We start from the raw sequence: 18,822 nt of genomic DNA on the forward strand, positions 1-18,822 counted from the left end.
GAAGCCAGCTTCCCCTGCAAGCACCGATAAATGGTGCAAAATCCCATCCCATGCCCATGTCCTGGAGCGGCACGGCCGCCCTCGCCCTGGTGCTCGCCGTCACGCCCTTCACCGCCGCGAGAGCGGATGCCACCGCCGTCGCTCCCCTCACCGCCGCGTGGGCGGAGGCCGCTCCCCCCTGCAATCCGGAGGCCGGGGTCCAGGACGTCAGCGGCAAGCCCTGGCCGCAGGAGCGGCTGCGCTTCCAGCGGGTGTGGCGGCTGACCCGGGGCGAAGGCGTCACCGTCGCCGTGGTCGACAGCGGCGTGGACGCGCGGCATCCGCAGCTCGCCGGGGCGATCACGACCTCCGAGGACCTGACGGGCACGGACCAGCGCGACTGCGTGGGCCACGGTACGGCCGTGGCGGGGATCATCGCCGGCCGCGACCTCACCTCGCGCGGCGTACCGTTCCTCGGTGTCGCGCCGGGCGCGCGGATCCTGTCGATCAAGCAGACCGAGACGCCGGACGGCGAGGTGTCACTGCTGGCCCGGGGCATCAGGCGGGCCGCCGAGCTCGGCGCGAAGGTCATCAACGTGTCGGTGGAGGCGCACGACCAGCCGGAGCTCAAGTCGGCCGTCGCCTACGCGCAGAGCAGGGACGCGGTGATCGTCGCGGCGGCAGGCAACGTGAAGCGTGAGGACGGCGAGGTGACGCCCTCCTTCCCGGCCGACTACCCCGGTGTGATCGCGGTGGGCGCGGCCTCACCCGACGGCACGAAGTCGGCGTTCTCCAACGGCACCACCAGGGTCTCCGTCACCGCCCCCGGCTCCGGGATCACCAGCACGTGGACGGGCGGCGGCTACCGTACGGACCTGGACGGCACCAGTTTCGCCGCGCCGTACGTGTCGGGGGTCGTGGCGCTGGTCAGGGCCAGACATCCGGAGCTCGACCTGTGGCAGGTCAAGCGCAGAGTGGAACTGACGGCCGAGGGCGGCGGCGCCACCGGGACCGGCGCGGGCCTGGTCAACCCGCTGCTCGCGGTCACCGCCGTACTGCCCGACGCGGTGGAGAAGGCGGGCGGCGGGGCGCCGGTCGTCGTGGCCAAGGCCACCGCCCCCGACCCGCGCACGCGCGGGCTGGCCGTGGGCATCGCGGGAGGCACGGTCGCGGTGACCGGGCTGGTGGTGTTCGCGGCGATCATGCTCCCCAGGGCCAGGCGCCGGGGCTGGCGCGCCGGGTGATCCAACATTTCCAGGAATGTTGAAGTCAGGTCGGCCCTCCGGCGCACCGGCTTATGGTGCTCGCGTTGTCCCATGTTCGATACCGGGAGGTGAACCGTGGCGCAGCCGACCACTTATCAGCAGGGCAGTCAGCACGACGCGGCCGCTCGCGCGCTGACCGCGCACGAGCACATCACGCAGATCCACAACAGACTGCTCCAGATCCCCGAGCAGCTCGGCGGCTCCTGGAAGGGCGAGTCGGCGACCGTCTACACGCAGGTTCTCAACGAGTGGAACCCGCAGTTCAAAAAGGTCATCGACGCCCTCCACCAGATCGCCGAGAACCTCAAGGGCTCGGGGATCGAGTACGAGGAGGCCAGCACCTCCACCCAGGCCGTCACGAAGAACCTCATGGCCGCGCTCAACGGCGGTGCCGTCAAATGAGCGGGATCGACGTCAGGGAAGGATCTCAATGACCGGTGGCGGAGACATCATCCTCGCCGATTTCGACGAGATGGAAGAGATCGCGGCCGAGCTCGGCCGGGCGTACGCCAACCTCGTCGGCGAGCTGACCGACCTCGAGAACGACCTGAAGATCCTGGAAACCTGGGACGGCTCCGCGAAGGGCGTCTACCTGGAGGCCAAGCGCCAGTGGAACGAGGCCGTGGTGACGATGGGTGACACCATGCAGCGCTTCGGCCCGGCCCTGCACGACGCGACCGAGATCATGCGCGACGCCGAGCAGGCCAACGTCCGGCGCTGGGGCACCTGAGCCGAACGATGGCTGAAGGCGACAACGGGATACCCGCCGAGCTGGTCATCGACCCGGCGGCGGCCGGTGACCAGGCGATGTGCCGGCCGGACGCGCTGCTGGACGTCGCGGGAGCGATGTCGAGGGATCTGCTGCCCCGGCTCGAGTCGGCCGGGCACCGGGTGCCCGACCTGTCGTTCACGGCCGTCGGCGACTGGGATGTGGCACGGGGGTACGCCGAGACCATGCAACGGGCGCGCATTGCCACGGTGGACACGATGGGGTTCGTGACCGAGTTGGTCAGCAGGGTCGTCGAGGACCTCGTCGCCACCGCGAACACCGTCAGGGACGCCGACCAGCGGGCCGGCGAAACCGCTCGCCGAACCGGGTCTTCCGGACCTGCCGGATCTGCCGGATAGAGGGCCGCGTGGGAGAACCGAAGCCGATCAAGGAGGGCGCGCTGCCGGCGGGCGCGCCCGAGAGCTACGGCGGGCGCGACTCGATCCGACGGTTGATCATGAGCACCCGGCCGGAGGAGTTCGGCGGGGTCGCGGACGCCTACCAGTCGGCGGGCACGCTCCTCGACCAGACGATCAAGGAGTTGTCCCACTACGCCTCACGTCTCGTCGCCGATGGAAACTGGGGCGGCGAGTCGGCGCGGGCCATGCTCGGGCGGATGGCGCGGGTGCAGTCGTATCTCGGCACGCTGCGGAGCCAGATCGGCGACATCCCGTCATCCGTCCAGCAGGCCAGTCGTGCGCTGGCCACGGCGAAGGAGCAGTTCGAGCAGGCCACCCGGGAGCAGTACGCCACGGTGGACACCGGCTCGTACATCTCCCGGGAGCTGAGCAACGACCCCGACGCCGACGCCCGGCGTTTCCTCGCCGATCTGAACGGCCGCCTGGCGGACGCGCACGGGACCCTTCCCGCGCGCCTGCAATGGGACGCCGACCTGGCTTCCAGCGCGCCGTACCTGCCGGCACCGGTCGTGCGCGACAGCACGCCGACCGGTGGCGGGATCGACCTGGAGTCCACGCGCCCGGTCGCCCGGCTGGCCAGTGTGGATCCAGCGGCGCCGCCCGCAACCCCGGCATCCGTACCGGCGACAGCTTCGGGAGCGCCACTCGCGGCGGCGGTCCCTGGACCCGCCACTCCCCCGACCCTCGGGACGACGCCGGGCCAGGTCCCCGGGCTGATCACGTCAACGGGCGGAACCCCCTCCGTGGCCCAGCTCACCGGGTACCCGCCGACGACCGGCCCCACGCCGACCGGGACTCATCCCACGACGGGCGAGCCGACACGCTCCCTGACCGGCACCCGACCCGACGCCGCGCGGACCGACCCCATGCGGACCGACCCCATGCGGACCGGTGACCCGCGAACAGACGACGCGCGGACCGACGGCGCGCGGACCGATGACCCGTACCGGTCCGGCCCCATGCGCTCCGCCCTTGACGTCCTTGACGAGAGCCCCATCGCCGACCAGGCCCGCAGCCCGCTCGGTGGCCTCCCCCGCGAGACCGGCCCGTCCGTACGGCCCGGCGTCGTGCCGGTCGTGGACGGGACATGGCCCGCCACGAATCCCACATCGTCCGGCGGCCCCACAGGGGCGGCCGCCGGTACCGGTGGCATGCCGTTCATGCCGATGGGCGGCGGCCCGGCCGGGTACGAGGGTGCGCCGGTCGCGCACCGGACGGCCCCGCCGCCCCCTGATGAGCCGGGCCTGTTCCGTCCCGCGTACGATCCCGGCCAACCGGTGGTGGACTGACCATGACATCCGACAGCGACCTCAAACGCATGGAGATGAACGCCGACTCCGTCCGTGAGGTCGGCCGCAACATCGCCGGCAAGCCCATGCAGCGCCTCAACGACATGACCCGCGTCGTCGCGGGGCTCAACGTGCACTCCGGCGCGTACGGCCTGTTCGGCTTCTTCGGCTCGTCGCTGGCGGACGCGCTCGACCAAGTCAAGCTGGCTGCCCACCAGTACGTGTCGGCGACCAGACACGAGCTGGCCGAGATGGAGTCGAAGGCGTTCGACACGGCCAACACCGCCGTCCAGGGCGACGGCGCGGCCACCGGGGCGGCTGCCGGCATCACAGCCGTCTGAGAGCCGTCATTTGAGAGCAAGTCTGGTCGTCCGAGAGCAAGTCTGAGAGTGAGGACACATGCCGACACAACCGGACTCCGTGATCGCGGGCGCGGGCATGGCCCAGCTAGGTTCGGCGCTCCTGGGCGGCGGCCGCGCGAAATACGCGGCGATGATCATTACTCTCACGGTCGCCGACGCCCCGGAGCTGCGGCGGGCCGCGCACCAATGGGAGGAACTGTCGGCAGGGCTACGCGAGCACCCCGGGCTGGTCCAAGACTCCGTCAAGGATGTGCACTGGATGGCGACAAGCGCCGAGCTGTTCCAGCAGACGGTCGACACGCACAGCGACGAGGTCGCCGACAAGGCGGACCTGCCGCAGGCCACGGCGGACTCCATGCGCACCTCGGCCGACGCTCTCGACTTCGCTGGGAACCTGATGTTCGACGTGGGCGCCGCCATCCTCCTGGCGGGGACGATCTACCAGCTCGGGCGGATCAACCCTTATGTCCGGCCCGCCGCGGAGGTGGCGGCGACGATATTCGGCCGCCGGGCCGACCAGCAGGCAGGGCAAGGCGCCATCAAGCTGCAGACGTTCCTTAGGGGATCGGAGAGCCTGGCCGGAAAGATCGCCGGCCGGTTCGCCGAGGTGTCGCCCACCACGAAGCTGCTCTTCGGCGGCGCGACGGCGATAGGCGGCGGGATGGTCGCCAATTCGGCAGCGGCCGACGACCTCACCGAGGCGTCCCTCCCTCGGGGCAACCAGCCGAATCCGACGCAGCGCAACCTGCCGAACCCGAAGGAAGTGTGATGCCGGCTTTCGACGAAGCGGCCATCGACCGCATGATCGCCGACACCCAGCGCCCCCTGGACGGGTTCGCGGGGCTGTACGAGCAGGTCCTGGCCGTGCAGGGGTTCGCCCAGGACGCGGAGAAGCTGGTGACGGTGGAGTGCTCCACCCAGGGTGTCACCGCGCTGGACATCAACCCGCGCGCGCTGCGCTGGGGCTCGGACAAGCTCGCCACCACGATCCTGGAGCTGATCGGCGCGTCACTGGCCGACCTGCAGCAGAAGTCGAACGCGCTCATGGCCGAGCGGTGGGGCGCGGCCCCGCCGGACCTCACCGAAGAGGGCAACCCGGCCGCGCTGCGCCTGCAGAACGCGCAGGACACCTATGACAGGGCCATGGAGAACGCGATGGCCGAACTCGCCCGCATCCACCGACGCGTGGACGGTTCCTAAGAGGACGGCCGACACGTTGTGGTGCCTTGATGTCCGGGCAGTCGCCACGGAGGTAGGCGAATGATCGTCACTTTACGTGCTTGCGATGTAACAATGGGTGCCATGCCGTCCCCCCGACATGACACCCTCATCAAGCTGTTCGCCGACCGCCCTGAACTGGCGGTGGAGATCCTGCGCGACTTCCTGGGTGCGGACCTGCCCGCCACCCCGCTGATCCGGCGGGAGGCGAGCACCTTCAACACCCGCCCTTCCGACGACATCGAGGCCGACCTGGTCCTCGTGCTGGGCCCACCGCAAACGCCCGCCCACGCCATCATCGTGGAGATCCAGCAGGACAAGTCCAAGGATCCCCGGCAGCTCGCCCGCTACGCCGCAGCTCTGTGGCTCATGCTGGGCTGCGACGTCTCGGTCCTGGTCATCTGCCCCGACCGCAACGTCGCCGCCCACTACGCGCAGCCGATCGAGTCCGGGCTGACCGGTTTTCGCCTGCGGCCTTGGGTGCTGGGGCCGGACGGCATCCCGGCCATCACCGACCCCCAAGAGGCCGCCGCCCACCTGGACCTGGCGGCCCTGTCGGTCATGGTCCACGGACGCGACCGCAAGGTCATCGAGGCGTTCACCGCCGCGCTGCCGGACGTGACCGACGAACACGCTCCGGATTACTATGAATACGCTTACAACATGTCCGCGCCCGAGATCCGCCACCTCATGGAGGAGATCATGAAGTCCGCGTCCACCAAATGGCCGGTCTACAGCCCCTTCGCCCGCGAGCACTTCGGCCGCGGCAAAGCAGAAGGCATGGCCGAAGGTAAGGCCGAAGGTAAGGCAGAGGGCAAGGCAGAGGGCAAGGCGGAAGAGGCTGGTAGGTCGGTGCTGCTCGTGCTGGCTGCCCGTGGCTTCAACGTTCCCGACGAGGTGAGCACCCGGATCGTCACCTGCACGGACCTTGCCCAACTCGAGACCTGGCTCGCCCGAGCGGCCACCGCCCAGACCCTCCAAGGGCTGTTCGACGAAGTGGGCTGAATGCCGGCCACCTGGTCGGCGCCGGCTCGACCACCTGCTCCCTACGATGACCTTGACCGGATCCTGGGCCCTGGGCTGGCGGCTGCTCCGGCAGGCGTACCGACTCCCGTGAGGTGCGGCACGGAGCGGCCAGCGTGTTCGGCGTGCTCATCCGCTACAGCCATCAAGCCACCGCTCGACGCTGTCACTACCAGCGCAGATCCTAACCATGATCGTGAAGTGTCACTGGATTACCAGCCCGCTTCCGGCGGCGTCAGATACGCCGTCTGGATGAGCCGCGCCCCCGAACGCCGGTCCACATAGAACCCCCGCCCAGGCGGAAGCTGCTGCGGCCGCACGTTACCGAACAGCGCCCCCTCGTCCCGAGGCCCCGACAGCAGCACAGCCGGGGTGTTCATCTCCTTCAACCGCCGCACGACCGGGTCGAGCAGGCTGCGCCCCGCGCCGCCCATGGCCCGCCCCAGGATGAGGTGCAGCCCGATGTCGCGGGCCTGTGGCAGCAGATCACCAAGTACGGCCAGCGGATTGGCGGACGTGGCCACCAGGTCGTAGTCGTCCACGATCACGTACAGGTCCTGGCCGGTCCACCAGCTCCTGGTACGCAGTTGCTCGGAGGTGAGGTCGGGCGGCGGCAGCCGGGTCTGCATGACCTCGTGGATGCCCTTGAGCACGGTGGCCGCGGCGGTGCTGGAGGCGGCGTAACCAATCCGGTGCTCGTTGTCGGCCGTGTCGAGCAGTGAGCGCCGGTAGTCGATGATGACGATCCGCGCCTCCAGCGGCGTGAACCTGTCGACGATGCCCTCCGCGACGACGCGCAGCAGGTTGGTCTTGCCGCTCTCGGTGTCGCCGAAGACGACGAAGTGCGGGTCGGCGTCGAAGTCGAGCGAGACGGGCGCCAGGGCGGCCTCGTCGATGCCGATCGGGATGCGCGGACCGCTCTGGTCCGGTCCGGGCAGGGTGTGTACGGGGAACAGGTCGGGCAGCAGCCGTACGGGCGGCGCCGGTGGCTCGTGCCAGGCGCTCGCCGCGTCCGCCACCAGCGCGGCGACCCCTTCGGCCAGGTCGTCCACGGTGGCCTTGCCGTCCACGCGGGGCAGCGCGGCGAGGAAGTGCAGCGCCTCACGGGTCAGGCCGCGGCCCGGCGCGCCCTCGGGCACGTTGGCGGCGGCCTTCCGGTCGATCTCCGACTCGAAGGAGTCGCCCAGCCTGAGCTCCAGCCTGGTGGAGAACATGTCGCGTACGTTGGACCGGAACTCCGACCACTTGTTGGCCGTGCCGACGACGTGGATGCCGAAGCCGAGCCCTCGGGAGACCAGCTCGCTCAGCGGCGCCTCCAGCGACTCGAACTCCTGGCGCAGCGTGGCCCAGCCGTCCACGACGAGGAAGACGTCGCCCCAGCCGTCGCCCTCGTACTCGCCCGCGGCCACGAGACGGCGGTAGGTGGCGACCGAGTCGATGCCCCGCTCCACGAACAGTCGCTCCCTGCGCGCCAGCAGGGCCGTCATCTCCGCCACCGTTCGCCGGACCCGGTTGGTGTCCAATCTGGTCGCCACGCCGCCGACGTGCGGCAGCCCGGCCAGCGCCGACAGCGTGCCGCCGCCGAAGTCCAGGCAGTAGAACTGCACCTCCTTGGGCGTGTGGGTGATCGCGAGCGAGGCGATCAGCGTACGGAGCAAGGTGCTCTTGCCCGTCTGCGGCGATCCGATGATCGCGGCGTTGCCCGCCGCGCCCGACAGATCCAGCCAGTACGGGTCGCGCCGCTGGTCGAAGGGGCTGTCCACGATGCCCACCACGGCGTGCAGCCGGCCGGGGCGGTTCTGGCCGGTGCCGGCGGCGGTGAGCCCGTGCGACGTGGTCGCCTGGACCGGCGGCAGCAGCCGGTCGAGCGAGGCCGGCTCCTTGAGCGGGGGCAGCCAGATCCGGTGAGCCGCCGGCCCCTGCCCGTTCAGGCGGTCGACCACGATGTTGAGCAGGCTGTCCTGTTGCTCCCGGTCCTCGGCGACGGGCTCGGGCTCGACCGCGGGCGGCGGCGGCAGCGGCACCCGTTCGGTGCCGTACCAGACGATCTTGCCCTGGTGGCCCGGTCGGGCGGCGACCGCGCGGTTCTCCCGCTGCGCCGCCTGGTAGGGGCCGGACACGTAGGCGGCCTTGAACCTGGTCATCCCGGTCGTCTCGAACATCAGGTAGGCGTTGCCCGGCTCGGGCGGCAGCGAGTACGCGTCGGCGACGCCCAGCACCGCCCGGCTCTCGGCCGCCGAGAACGTCCGCAGCCCGATCCGGTACGACAGGTGCGTGTCCAGGCCGCGCAGCCGTCCCGACTCCAGCCGCTGGGACGCGAGCAGCAGGTGCACGCCGAGTGAGCGGCCCAGCCGCCCGATCATCACGAACAGCTCGATGAACTCCGGCTTGGCCGACAGCAGCTCGCTGAACTCATCCAGCACGATGAACAGCGTCGGCAGCGGGCTCAACCGGGCGCCCTGCTCGCGGGCCTGCTCGTAGTCGCGTACCGAGGCGTAGTTGCCGGCCGAGCGCAGCAGCTCCTGGCGGCGTACCAGCTCGCCGTGCAGCGCGTCGTGCATGCGGTCGACCAGCGGGAGCTCGTCCTCCAGGTTGGTGATGACCGCCGAGACGTGCGGCAGCGTGTCCAGGCCCAGGAACGTCGCGCCGCCCTTGAAGTCGACCAGGACGAAGTTCAGCACCTCGGAGGAGTGGGTGATCGCCAGCGCGAGCACCAGCGTACGCAGCAGCTCGCTCTTGCCGGAGCCGGTCGCGCCGACCACGAGCCCGTGCGGGCCCATGCCGCCCTGCGCGGCCTCTTTGATGTCGAGCTCGACCGGCCGGCCGTCGGCGCCCAGGCCGAGCGGCACCCGCAGCCGGTTCCTGACCGGTCGTGCCTGCCAGGTCACGGCGGCCGAGATCCGGCGGGCGTCGCCGATGCGCAGCAGGTCGGTGAGCGTGGTGTTGGTGGCGAACGCATCGCCCTCCTCCTCCGCCCCGCCGGCCGCGCCCGCCCGCATGGGCGCGAGCTGCCTGGCCAGCGCGGCGAACGCGGGCAGACCCAGCACGTCCGGCCGGCCGAGCGTGGTCCTGACCTGCTTGCCCATGTCGTCCTCGACGACCCGGACCACCTCGTCGGCCGTGACGTCGAGATACAGCGAGAGCGGCGCGGGCACCTGTCCCGCCGACCCGCTGAGGTCGATCACGGTCACGCCCTCGATGGCGTCGGTGCCGAGCTGACTGCCCGCGGGCACCCGGCCGCCGTCCAGGATCACCACGTGGTACGGCAGTACGTCCTGCGACAGGCCCCTGCTGAACCTCGGCCGGTCCTTCAGCTCGAACCCGAGCAGGTCGTCGAGCTCCCCGAGGTCCCTGGTGACCAGCCTGACCGGGCCCGCGCCGTCCTCCTCCTCGGGGTGGAAGGCGTGCGGCAGCCACTTGACCCACTCCCACTCGGCCGCGTGCTCGGGCCCGGTGCACACCGAAACCCGCAGGTCCTCGGGCGAGTGCAGGGCCACCGCCTGGGCCAGCGCGGCGCGGACCAGGCCGCGGACGGCCTCGGCCTCGCCCGCGAGCGTGATCCGGGCGAAGGAGTGCAGCGCCAGCGCGACCGGCAGGCCGGGGACCGTGGCGTGGGTGCGGACGAAGCGGCGCAGCGCCCCGGCGGACATCGGGTCGAGGTCCTCGATCGGCCTGCTCTCCGGCGGGATGAGCGGCAGCGCGAGACGCTGCGCGGAGGTGGCGATCCGCAGCTGGCCGAAGTCGTCGTCGCGGGGGCGCCGCTCCCACAGCCGCGAGGTCATGACCAGCGACCACAGCGTGACGGGGTCGGGATGGTTCCAGGTCATCGCCTTGCGCTGCTGCTCGGCGGCCTTGCGTACGCGCTTGCGTACCTGCTCCAGGTAGCGGTAGTAGTCGCGGCGCTGGCCGTTGACGCGGTTCTTGCGCTCGCCGGTGTTCCTGAGCATCTGGCCCATCGTCATGCCCACCATCGAGACGGCGAACAGGCCGCTGGAGACCATCATGATCGGGTTGCCCGTGCCGCCGCCGGTGAACATGAGCGCCATCGCGCCCGCCCCGGCGATCATCGGCAGGTACGTCAGTATCTGGGTCAGGCCACCGCCCGTGACCGTCTCGGGGATCTCGGGTGGCGGTTCCAGCAGGACCTCACCGCTCGGCTGCTCCGGCGGCCTGCGCCGGTCGGGCCGACGCACCACCCATGTGTTGCCGCTCACCACACCTCACCGAACCGGCCACCCAACACCCCTCATAAAAGCCCGTCAGACCACGTATTCAGCGACATTTCAAATTTTCTCGACATATTTACGGCGGCACGGCGGGAAGCCAGTCCATACACTCCTCCAAGTGAGCGCCACCGGAACCGACCTGTGCCGGGTCACGATCGTCACCCCTCGGGGGTCCCTCGATCTCGGCCTGCCCTCGGACATGCCGCTGGCGAGCATGCTGCCGACGCTGCTGCGCATCGCGGGCGAGGGGCTGGCGGAGGCAGGGCTGGCCCATGGCGGCTGGGTGCTCCAGCGCGTGGGCGGGCAGCCGTTCGACGTGAACGTCACGCTCTCTGACCTGGCCGTACACGACGGAGAGCTGCTGCACCTGCGGCCCCGGGGGCACGAGCTGCCCGAGACCGTCTTCGACGACGTGGCCGACGCCGTCGCGACCGGCGTACTCGAACGCACCAGCCGGTGGCAGCCCGCCGCCACCAGGTCGTACGGGCTGCGGACCGCCGCGCTGGCGCTGGGCGCGGGCGCCGCCGCCCTGCTGCTGACCGGCCCGCCGTGGACGCCCGCCGCCATCGTCGCGGCGGGCATCGCGCTGGTGCTGCTGCTGGCCGCGGCGGCGCTGTCACGGGCCCTGGGCGACGCGGGCGCGGGAGCGGCGATCGGGTACGCGGCCCTGCCGTACGGGTTCGTCGCCGGGCTGCTCGGCCCCGATTCCCCGACCGGCCTGACCGGGCTGGGCGCGCCGCACCTGCTGGCGGCGTTCGGGGTCACGTTGATGCTGGCCACGGCCATCGGGTTCGCCGTGGCCCAGGGGTTGCCGACGTTCCTCGGGGTGGCCTTCGCCGCGTTCTGCGGCCTGCTCGGCGCACTGGCGGTCATGGTCCTCGCCGTACCGGCGGCCGGGGTGGCCGCGCTGCTGGCCACACTGGCCGTGGGCCTGACGACGGTGGTGCCGTCGGTCTCGTTCAGGCTGGCCGGGCTGCCGCTGCCCGCCCTGCCGACGACCGCCGACGAGCTGCGCCGCGAGGGCGGCGACCTGGACGGCCGGATGGTGATCGACCGGACGGTCGTCGCGGACGCCTTCTGCACGGGCCTGCTCGGCGGGGTCTCGCTCCTCACGCTCGGCGCCCAGGTACTCCTGGCGGTGGCCGGCACCTGGCCGGCGATCGCGATGAGCCTGTCGCTCTCGGCCGCCCTGCTGCTACGCGCCCGCGTCTTCGAAGGCCGGACCCAGCGGATGTGGCTGCTGACCTCGGCCCTGCTCGGCGCCGGCCTGCCGATCCTGGCCGTGGCGGTGGGGTCGTCACGTGAAGTGGTGCTGTTCGGCGTGGTGCCCGCGCTCGTGGTGCTCGCCCTGCTGGTGGCCGGGGTGGCGCTCTGGCTCACCGCGTCACGGCCCACTCCGTTCTGGGGGCGGCTGGCCGACATCCTCGACATCGTGCTGATGATCGCCCTGCTGCCGCTGGCGCTGGCCGTACTGGATGTGTACGAGACGATTCGCGGGCTGGTCAGCTAAGGCGCAGGGCCTATTCGCAAAAATGCAAGACCACCTGAGTGCAGCTGGAGTGGATCATGGCGAAGCGCCGGGGAATGGCGTTAGCGGCTATCAGCGTCCTGCTGACTGCCGGGTGCGCCGGGCAAGCACACTGGTATCCCATCGAGTCCGCTGCTGTCGACCCTGGCGGTCGCACGATAACCGCCGTGATCCTCACCGGCAGGCCGGGCTCCGATGGAAGGTCCTGTGAACGGGTCACCGATACCGAGGTGTCAGAAACGTCGGAGCAGGTGGTTCTGGGAATCAAGGTTCACGACGATTGTGAGCCGACCTTTCCGTGGGAAGATGGACGCATATCAACGAACCTTGGCTTTGCGCGCAACTATCAGTTCCACCTCAAGGGGTCACTTGCAGGGCGCCATTTGGTGGACCAGGCAACACAGCAGGAAATTCCCCTTCTGTAGCACCAAACGTGCTGTGCGGACAACACATCGGGCGCCCGCACGGCACATTCATTGCGTTCACGTCCAGGGAGATGGTGTGCGGGTGATCTAGCCCCAATGCCGCTCGGCCGGCAGAAAGATCGTGTGCTGGCTCTTGCGGGCGGCACGGGCGGCCGGGATGCGGGCGGCGGTGTCCGCGGGCAGTTTGGTGGCCGCCTCATCCCAGAGCCAGAACTGGGCGGCGTCGAGTTCGTCGGTCTGCAGCCGGATCCGCGACGGGTCGGTAACGATCCCGCCGTCGAAGATGAAGTTCACCATCGGCCGCCGCCGATCGCCCATGGCGGGAATCCAGTCGATCACGAGCAACGCGCCCAGCTCGACCTGCAGGCCGAGTTCCTCGCCGACCTCGCGCACGGCGCACACATGCGGAGGCTCGCCTTCGTCCACCATCCCGCCGGGCACGGCCCAATAGGGGCGGTAGTTGGGTTTGACCAGCAGGACGCGATCGGCATCGTCGGTGAGCAGCATGCACGCGGAGAGGTGAACGGTGGGCAGGCTCGCATACCACTGCTCGGGCGGCAGATAGGTCTGACTCACCTCGTCCACGCTACCCCCGCACGGCCCGCCCGCCCGCGACTTGACCGATCTCCTCGGAATCTGTTCCCGCTACATCGAGCAACCCGCAGAGAATCGGCGGCTTTACGGTAATTCACCCACTCGATAATGCCGGGTTCGCTGCTGCTGTCTGAGAGGTCGTCGTACTCGACGGCACGACGCTCTGTTTCTCCCAACCTGGAGGGAGCCTGGCCGAAGGCCAGGCCCCCTGCACCGGTGTCTAGAAGTCGAATGCTCCCTCTTTCACCCCACCGGCGAACGCCTTCCACTCTGGATCGGTGAACACCAGAGCAGGCCCATCGGGGTCCTTGCTGTCCCTCACCGCGACGCGTCCGGCCGACAGGCGAGCTACCTGTACGCAGTTCCCCTCGGCGTCAGAGAGAGGGCTCTTCCGCCACGCCGCGTTCCTGAGTTCTTCGCTCAGTGCCAGATCCATTCTTGTTTCAACCTCTCTTCGATCAGCGCCATCGAGTCTGCCCGGGGCAGCGCATCCGCCCTGATCGTCTGAAACCGAGCCTTAAGCTTCTCCACAGCCTCAAGCTGGTCCACCATGCGGCCCCCACCAGGGGAGTCGATGAAGGCGGCCTCGTCGCCATCTCCAGCCGTCCGAGCGATCACGAACCCTGCCACCAAGCCACCCGTAGACATAGCGCGTAGGGGGACGATCTGCATCACTATGTTCGGACTTCTACCCATTATGAGGAGATGTTGAAGCTGATCCCGGGTGATTTCCTCACTTCCTACGGGGCGTAGCAGTGCGCACTGGTCGAGAACGGCATATAGGAACGGAGGGTTGTCCCGGCGCAAAATGGCTTGTCGCTGCATCCGCGCCTCTACGGCTTCTTTCACTTGCTCAGGAGTTGTACCGGGCTTACCCCGGCAGACAGCTTCCGCGTACTCCCGAGTTTGGAGCAGGCCAGGAACGATCAACCCTTCATAGGCGCACAGTTCCGTGGCCCGCTTCTCCCTGTCCAGCCACGGCAGGAAGTTGCGGAAGGTCACGTTGCTCCGAGACCTACGGGGAAGGTGCTGCACGAGATCACCTGGCGGGAGTCCCATGACTTCCTCGCACCGGCGCGCCCTGTTTTCATCCATCCGGCGGTCGGCCCGCTCGATGTTGCCGATCTGCTGACCCGTGAGAGCGACCCGGGCTCCCAGCTGAGCCAACGTCAATCCCGCCTCTTTGCGCCGTTTACGCAATTCATAACCATATCGCGCCTCTGGACTTGTTTCGGGGTCCAGTTCCACCTCGATTCCCATGCCCCGCTCCCTCCTTCTGTACCACTGCGGTGAAACTCGGTGGCCCGGAAACTGTGTCGCTACAGACTTTGCTGATCGCTTAGAAAAATACCCCTCCAGTGCCATTCTGGCTAGCGATTCACCACACCCCTCCACTCGTGGTGACACAGCCTGAAGAAACCCAGAGGCGAGAACGGCACAGACAAAGTCGGTGAATAATCATGAATGCGGCGATCCACTCCCCCACCCAATGCCACACCTTCGAGATAAAGGATCTGGATCCCCGCGCGATCCCCGCCAGAGCGCGCGACACCATCACGTCGTGGGTGGGGGCGGACCACCCCCGGGCGTATGACCTTCAGACGCTCGCTACGGAGTTGGTCACCAACGCCATCAGGTACGGTCTCGGGACCATGCCCGCGGCGCGGTGGGTGCGCATGAGGCTAGAGCCGGAGAAAGGCTTCATCCGCCTGGTCGTGGTCGATCCTGGACACGCCAATACCTTCCCTCAGCTTCGACAGCCCGTGAACGACCCCGGTCCCGACGACGAGGACGCGGCGATCGAGTTCGGCCGTGGGCTGCAGGTAGTGCACAAGATCACCGAGGGGTCGTGGGGTCACTACTACAACACCCAGAACGAGCAGGTCGTTTGGGCTCTGGTGCCCCACCGCTAGACATCCCCACGGTCGGTACGACGGTGCCTCTGCCTGCCGTGGGGAGGAGAGCTGCTGGAGAGTGAGTCAGCGCCATGTTGCCGTTTCCACCGCGTCCTCGCGGTCGGCGGTTGACTCGTCGTCGCGTACCTGGGCGGCGGTGATGGCCACGGTGGTGACGATGTCGGCGACGGTGGCACCGCGAGACAGGTCGTTCACGGGCTTGCGCAGTCCTTGCAGCACCGGTCCCACCGCGACGGCGCCGGCGCTGCGCTGGACGGCCTTGTAGAGATTGTTGCCGGTGTTGAGGTCGGGCACCACGAAGACGGTGGCGTGGCCGGCCACCTGGCTGTCGGGCATCTTGGTCCGCGCCACCGAGGGGTCGACTGCGGCGTCGTACTGGATCGGCCCCTCCACCATCACGTCGGGACGGCGCTCGCGGACCAGCTCGGTGGCGGTGCGGACCTTGTCGACATCGGCGCCGGCACCCGAGGCACCCGTCGAGTACGACAGCATGGCGATCTTAGGGTCGACGCCGAACAGGGCGGCGGTGCGAGCCGAGGAGATCGCGATGTCGGCGAGCTGCTCCGCGCTCGGATCGGGGTTGACCGCGCAGTCGCCGTAGACCAGCACCCGATCGGCCAGGCACATGAAGAACACGCTGGAGACCAGCCCCAGGCGCAGGATCTCGAACGCCGGCCTGATGGTGTGCGCGGTGGTGTGCGCCGCGCCCGAGACCATGCCGTCGGCCATGCCGGTGTGGACCATCAGCGTGCCGAAGTAGGACACGTCGGTGACGGTGTCGCGGGCCAGTTCGGTGGTCATTCCCCGGTGCGCCCGGACTCTCGCGTACTCGCGGGCGAACCGCTCGCGCAGCTGCGCGTCGAACGGGCTGAGCACCCTGGCCTCGTCCAGGTCCAGGCCGAGCTGGGCGGCCTGTACCCTGATCCGCTCCTCGTCGCCGAGCAGAGTGAGCTCGGCCACGCCACGGCGCAGCAGGATGTCGGCCGCGCGCAGGATGCGTGGCTCCTCGCCCTCTGGCAGCACGATGTGCCGTCGCCGGGTACGTGCCCGATCCAGCAGCTCGTACTCGAACATCAGCGGCGTGACGACGTCGGTCTTGGCGATGGCCAGCCGATCGAGCAGCAGCCGGCCGTCGACGTGCTCGGCGAACAGCCGCAGCGCTGTGTCGATCTTCCCGCCGGCTTCGGGGGTGAACCGGCCCTCCACCGCCGACAGGCGGGTCGCGGTGTCGAAGGTGTCATGGTCGGTGGCGATGACCGGCAGGGGAATGGCCATGCTGCGCAGCAGCCGGTCCGCCGGGGCGGGCAGATCCGTGCCACCCGTCATGATCACCGCCGACAGGGCGGGGAAGCCCGGCGCCGCGTGTGCCGCGATCAGCCCTGGGAGTAGCGCGGCGGCCCGATCGGACGGGATGATCACCGCGGCGCCCTCGGTGTAGCGGTCCAGGATGCCGGGCAGTGACATCGCGCCCACCATCAACGCGCTCGCCTCCCGGCCCAGCCCGTCGCGCTCGCCGAGGAAGAACCTGCCGTCGCAGGCATTCAGCAGGTCGGCGACGGTGGGGGCGCGCAGGGAGGGAGCCTCGGGCAGTACGAACACCGGCGTAGGGTGGTCGATCGCGATGCGCTCGGCAGCTGCCCGGGTGACCACGACCGCCAGTTCCTGGGCGTGGTGCTGCGCCAATTGCCGGGACGACAGCTCGACCGCGGCGCTGATCTCCGAGACCGTCCTGGCTCTCCCTCTCACCACGTTCAGCACGGGCGTTCCCAGGTCCGCGGCAAGCCTGGCGTTGAACTCGAACTCGGTCGGCGCGCCCACATCGGTGTAATCGGTCCCGACCACGACCACCGCGTCGCATCGCCCCGCGAGCGCGCGGTAACGAGCCACGATGTCACCGGCCGCACGCTCGGCGTCGGCGTGCACCTCGTCGTAGGTGACGCCGGCGTACGTCTCGTAGGGCAGGCTGAGCTGGAACCTGCTCCGGATGGTGTTGATCAGGTTGTCTTCACAGCCTGCCCGCACCACCGGCCGGAACACGCCCACGGTCTTCACCTGCCGGGACAGCAGCTCCACCATGCCCAGGGCGACCGTGCCCTTGTTGCTTTCCGCCTCGCCCGCCGCGACGTACACCGCACGTGTCATGTTCATCATTGTCTGTTAGCTCCTCCTCAATCTCGGCGGCGGGCTGTCGGCAACGGCCGCCGACGCGGATTGTGATGACGAGCCGGGCGGCCCCTGCCGCACCGCGCGGGCACCCGCCCGCAGGTTCAGCTCGTGGAGGTGAAGGGCGCGGATTCGCGGCGAGTATGTCCATTACAGAACTGTTGAAGTGTCGCGCTCTGGCCGTTCTTATCTGGATAAATTAGGCCGGGCGAATTCCGGGGAGGTGGGCGTGCACAGCCAGCGCGACCTCTACCAGGCGTACCGGCTCACGGTCCAGCGGATCGGCCTGGCACTGATGCGTGCCCAGCCCAACCAGCCCGAGTGGCCGCTGCGGCGGCAGAACATCGGCTTCATGGCCGGCGCGATGGTCGCCGTGCTGCTGGGCGTCGGCTTCGCGGTCGTCGGCCTGCTGCGGCCCAGCGGGACGAAGGCGCTGCGGGATCCGGGGACGCTGATCATCGAACGCGAGACCGGTGCCCGCTACGTTTACAGCCAGCCCCAGCGCAGGCTGATCCCGGTGGCCAACTACGCCTCGGCGCGGCTCGTGCTCGACTCACCGCAGATCACCGAGCGGGTGGTCGCCAGGGAGGCGCTGAGCTCGTACGAGCGGGGCACGCCGGTCGGCATTCCGGGGGCGCCCGACTCACTGCCGGCCGCCGATCGGCTCGCGGGCGGTCCCTGGTCGGTCTGCGTGCAGGAGCGCGAGAGCGACACGGGGCGCAAGCCGTACGTGACGCTGATCGCCGGGCGGCGGGCGGGCGATCGGCCGCTCGCCGAGGACAGCGCGATGCTCGTGGACGTCGGCGGGCAGACCTGGGCGATCTGGCGCGGCGCGCGGATGCGGGTGCCCGCCGGGATCGCGCGCGGCCTGAGCGGCACCGACCCGGCGGCCGTGCCCGTGGCCTGGCTGAACGCCCTGCCGGAAGGGCCCGACCTGGCCGCGCCCGCGATCGTGGGGCGGGGCCGGCCGGTGACCGGGCCCGGTGGCGAGAAGGCCGCCGTGGGGCAGGTCTTCCGGGCCACGGCCGTCGCCGGGGGTGAGCCGCGCTGGTACGTGCAGCTGGCCGACGGTTTGGCGCCCGTCACGCGCACGCAGGCGACGCTCCTGCTGAGCGACCCGGCGGCCTACAGCGGTGGCACGACCGCCGAGGTCAAGATCGACGCGGCGACGGCCAACGCCGCCCCGCGCTCCCGCACCAAGCTTCCGGCCGACGGCCTGCCCGCGTCGATGCCGAAGATGACGGCCTACGACCCGGCGAGCCCGCTCTGCGCGGTCTACGCCGACGCCGACAAGGGCTCCGTCCGCGCCCGGCTCATGTCGGGCGGCACGCTGCCCGCACCCCACGGCGACGCCACCGATCTGGTACGGCTGCCGCCGGGCCGGGCGATCGTCGCCGGGGTCCTGCCCGGTGACGGCCAGCTCGACGCGGTGCAGTCGTACTACCTGGTGACGGACGAGGGGCGGCGCTACGCCGTGCCGAACGCGGACGTGCTGGGCAAACTGGGGTACGACGCCAAGCGCGCCACCCCGGTGCCCGCCAACGTGCTGCAGCTCATCCCCGAGGGGCCGGTGCTGGACCCGGCGCGCGCCGCCAAACCGGTGGCCACCGCCTCGCCGACTCAGTAACCACGAGTCGGCTCAGCAG

General features: G+C 69.8%; 18 protein-coding genes. 13 read left to right on the top strand and 5 right to left on the bottom strand.

Annotated features, from left to right (window positions below; translation table 11 throughout):
• Window positions 1-50: 50 nt before the first annotated feature.
• The 9 genes from mycP (at window position 51) to AB0H88_RS21885 (ending at window position 6,306) form a co-directional block, all read left to right on the top strand.
• The gene (gene mycP / locus AB0H88_RS21845) at window positions 51-1,223 is read left to right on the top strand and encodes a type VII secretion-associated serine protease mycosin (protein ID WP_357647089.1); all 1,173 of its coding nucleotides are present in this window, start codon (window positions 51-53) and stop codon (window positions 1,221-1,223) included.
• Window positions 1,224-1,319: 96 nt separating this feature from the next.
• Window positions 1,320-1,646 (top strand): WXG100 family type VII secretion target, encoded by a 327-nt coding sequence (locus AB0H88_RS21850; protein WP_357647091.1) that lies wholly within the window; start codon window positions 1,320-1,322, stop codon window positions 1,644-1,646.
• A gap of 28 nt (window positions 1,647-1,674) precedes the next feature.
• The gene (locus tag AB0H88_RS21855; protein ID WP_357647093.1) at window positions 1,675-1,974 is read left to right on the top strand and encodes a WXG100 family type VII secretion target; all 300 of its coding nucleotides are present in this window, start codon (window positions 1,675-1,677) and stop codon (window positions 1,972-1,974) included.
• Between the two features lie 8 nt (window positions 1,975-1,982).
• A complete protein-coding gene (locus tag AB0H88_RS21860; protein WP_357647095.1) occupies window positions 1,983-2,372 on the top strand; it encodes a hypothetical protein in 390 nt (129 codons plus the stop codon).
• An 8-nt stretch (window positions 2,373-2,380) separates the two neighbouring features.
• Window positions 2,381-3,721 (top strand): hypothetical protein, encoded by a 1,341-nt coding sequence (locus AB0H88_RS21865; protein WP_357647097.1) that lies wholly within the window; start codon window positions 2,381-2,383, stop codon window positions 3,719-3,721.
• 2 nt (window positions 3,722-3,723) lie between these two features.
• Complete coding sequence (locus tag AB0H88_RS21870) at window positions 3,724-4,062, top strand: hypothetical protein (RefSeq protein ID WP_357647098.1); 339 nt, start codon at window positions 3,724-3,726, stop codon at window positions 4,060-4,062.
• A 58-nt stretch (window positions 4,063-4,120) separates the two neighbouring features.
• Window positions 4,121-4,852, top strand: coding sequence for a hypothetical protein (locus AB0H88_RS21875; RefSeq protein ID WP_357647100.1), 732 nt, complete (start codon window positions 4,121-4,123; stop codon window positions 4,850-4,852).
• Window positions 4,852-5,283, top strand: a complete 432-nt coding sequence (locus AB0H88_RS21880; protein WP_357647102.1) for a hypothetical protein — start codon at window positions 4,852-4,854, stop codon at window positions 5,281-5,283. Before AB0H88_RS21875 ends, AB0H88_RS21880 begins: the two co-directional genes overlap by 1 nt.
• Window positions 5,284-5,385: 102 nt before the next feature.
• A complete protein-coding gene (locus AB0H88_RS21885) occupies window positions 5,386-6,306 on the top strand; it encodes a hypothetical protein (RefSeq protein ID WP_357647104.1) in 921 nt (306 codons plus the stop codon).
• Between the two features lie 230 nt (window positions 6,307-6,536).
• On the opposite strand, the gene eccCa is transcribed toward AB0H88_RS21885, so the two are convergent.
• Window positions 6,537-10,538 carry a type VII secretion protein EccCa gene (eccCa, locus tag AB0H88_RS21890; protein WP_357647106.1) on the bottom strand — a complete coding sequence of 1,334 codons (4,002 nt, stop codon included), beginning with the start codon at window positions 10,536-10,538 and terminating at the stop codon, window positions 6,537-6,539.
• A gap of 130 nt (window positions 10,539-10,668) precedes the next feature.
• Between eccCa and eccD the strand changes: the two genes are divergently transcribed.
• Together eccD and AB0H88_RS21900 are read left to right on the top strand one after the other, a co-directional pair.
• Entirely contained in the window at window positions 10,669-12,060 is a 1,392-nt protein-coding gene (gene eccD, locus AB0H88_RS21895; RefSeq protein WP_357647108.1) for a type VII secretion integral membrane protein EccD, read from the top strand.
• A 56-nt stretch (window positions 12,061-12,116) separates the two neighbouring features.
• The gene (locus AB0H88_RS21900) at window positions 12,117-12,503 is read left to right on the top strand and encodes a hypothetical protein (RefSeq protein ID WP_357647110.1); all 387 of its coding nucleotides are present in this window, start codon (window positions 12,117-12,119) and stop codon (window positions 12,501-12,503) included.
• Window positions 12,504-12,590: 87 nt separating this feature from the next.
• Here the strand turns inward: AB0H88_RS21900 and AB0H88_RS21905 are convergent, their stop codons facing one another.
• From AB0H88_RS21905 to AB0H88_RS21915, 3 genes are all read right to left on the bottom strand, one after another.
• The gene (locus tag AB0H88_RS21905; protein ID WP_357647112.1) at window positions 12,591-13,079 is read right to left on the bottom strand and encodes an NUDIX hydrolase; all 489 of its coding nucleotides are present in this window, start codon (window positions 13,077-13,079) and stop codon (window positions 12,591-12,593) included.
• Between the two features lie 238 nt (window positions 13,080-13,317).
• Complete coding sequence (locus AB0H88_RS21910) at window positions 13,318-13,533, bottom strand: DUF397 domain-containing protein (RefSeq protein WP_357647114.1); 216 nt, start codon at window positions 13,531-13,533, stop codon at window positions 13,318-13,320.
• Complete coding sequence (locus AB0H88_RS21915) at window positions 13,518-14,357, bottom strand: helix-turn-helix transcriptional regulator (protein WP_357647116.1); 840 nt, start codon at window positions 14,355-14,357, stop codon at window positions 13,518-13,520. Before AB0H88_RS21915 ends, AB0H88_RS21910 begins: the two co-directional genes overlap by 16 nt.
• Before the next feature lie 200 nt (window positions 14,358-14,557).
• Here AB0H88_RS21915 and AB0H88_RS21920 point away from each other — a divergent pair, with 200 nt between their 5' ends.
• Entirely contained in the window at window positions 14,558-15,010 is a 453-nt protein-coding gene (locus AB0H88_RS21920) for an ATP-binding protein (RefSeq protein ID WP_357647118.1), read from the top strand.
• Window positions 15,011-15,076: 66 nt separating this feature from the next.
• Here AB0H88_RS21920 and pta read toward each other — a convergent pair whose 3' ends face one another.
• Window positions 15,077-17,155 (bottom strand): phosphate acetyltransferase, encoded by a 2,079-nt coding sequence (gene pta, locus AB0H88_RS21925; protein ID WP_357647120.1) that lies wholly within the window; start codon window positions 17,153-17,155, stop codon window positions 15,077-15,079.
• 250 nt (window positions 17,156-17,405) lie between these two features.
• On the opposite strand from pta, the gene eccB reads away from it, so the two are divergent.
• Window positions 17,406-18,803 carry a type VII secretion protein EccB gene (eccB, locus tag AB0H88_RS21930; protein ID WP_357647122.1) on the top strand — a complete coding sequence of 466 codons (1,398 nt, stop codon included), beginning with the start codon at window positions 17,406-17,408 and terminating at the stop codon, window positions 18,801-18,803.
• The last annotated feature ends 19 nt before the right edge of the window (window positions 18,804-18,822 follow it).

The organism is Nonomuraea sp. NPDC050680 (assembly GCF_040654555.1).
Classification (GTDB): domain Bacteria; phylum Actinomycetota; class Actinomycetes; order Streptosporangiales; family Streptosporangiaceae; genus Nonomuraea.

Bases quoted from the DNA above. Each gene is read 5' to 3' on its own strand.
- AB0H88_RS21880 (WP_357647102.1), top strand. From the start codon at position 4,852: ATGCCGGCTTTCGACGAAGCGGCCATCGACCGCATGATCGCCGACACC.
- AB0H88_RS21875 (WP_357647100.1), top strand. From the start codon at position 4,121: ATGCCGACACAACCGGACTCCGTGATCGCGGGCGCGGGCATGGCCCAG.
- AB0H88_RS21870 (WP_357647098.1), top strand. From the start codon at position 3,724: ATGACATCCGACAGCGACCTCAAACGCATGGAGATGAACGCCGACTCC.
- AB0H88_RS21885 (WP_357647104.1), top strand. From the start codon at position 5,386: ATGCCGTCCCCCCGACATGACACCCTCATCAAGCTGTTCGCCGACCGC.
- AB0H88_RS21860 (WP_357647095.1), top strand. From the start codon at position 1,983: ATGGCTGAAGGCGACAACGGGATACCCGCCGAGCTGGTCATCGACCCG.
- AB0H88_RS21855 (WP_357647093.1), top strand. From the start codon at position 1,675: ATGACCGGTGGCGGAGACATCATCCTCGCCGATTTCGACGAGATGGAA.
- mycP (WP_357647089.1), top strand. From the start codon at position 51: ATGCCCATGTCCTGGAGCGGCACGGCCGCCCTCGCCCTGGTGCTCGCC.
- AB0H88_RS21910 (WP_357647114.1), bottom strand. From the start codon at position 13,533: ATGGATCTGGCACTGAGCGAAGAACTCAGGAACGCGGCGTGGCGGAAG.
- AB0H88_RS21920 (WP_357647118.1), top strand. From the start codon at position 14,558: ATGAATGCGGCGATCCACTCCCCCACCCAATGCCACACCTTCGAGATA.
- pta (WP_357647120.1), bottom strand. From the start codon at position 17,155: ATGACACGTGCGGTGTACGTCGCGGCGGGCGAGGCGGAAAGCAACAAG.
- AB0H88_RS21900 (WP_357647110.1), top strand. From the start codon at position 12,117: ATGGCGAAGCGCCGGGGAATGGCGTTAGCGGCTATCAGCGTCCTGCTG.
- AB0H88_RS21915 (WP_357647116.1), bottom strand. From the start codon at position 14,357: ATGGGAATCGAGGTGGAACTGGACCCCGAAACAAGTCCAGAGGCGCGA.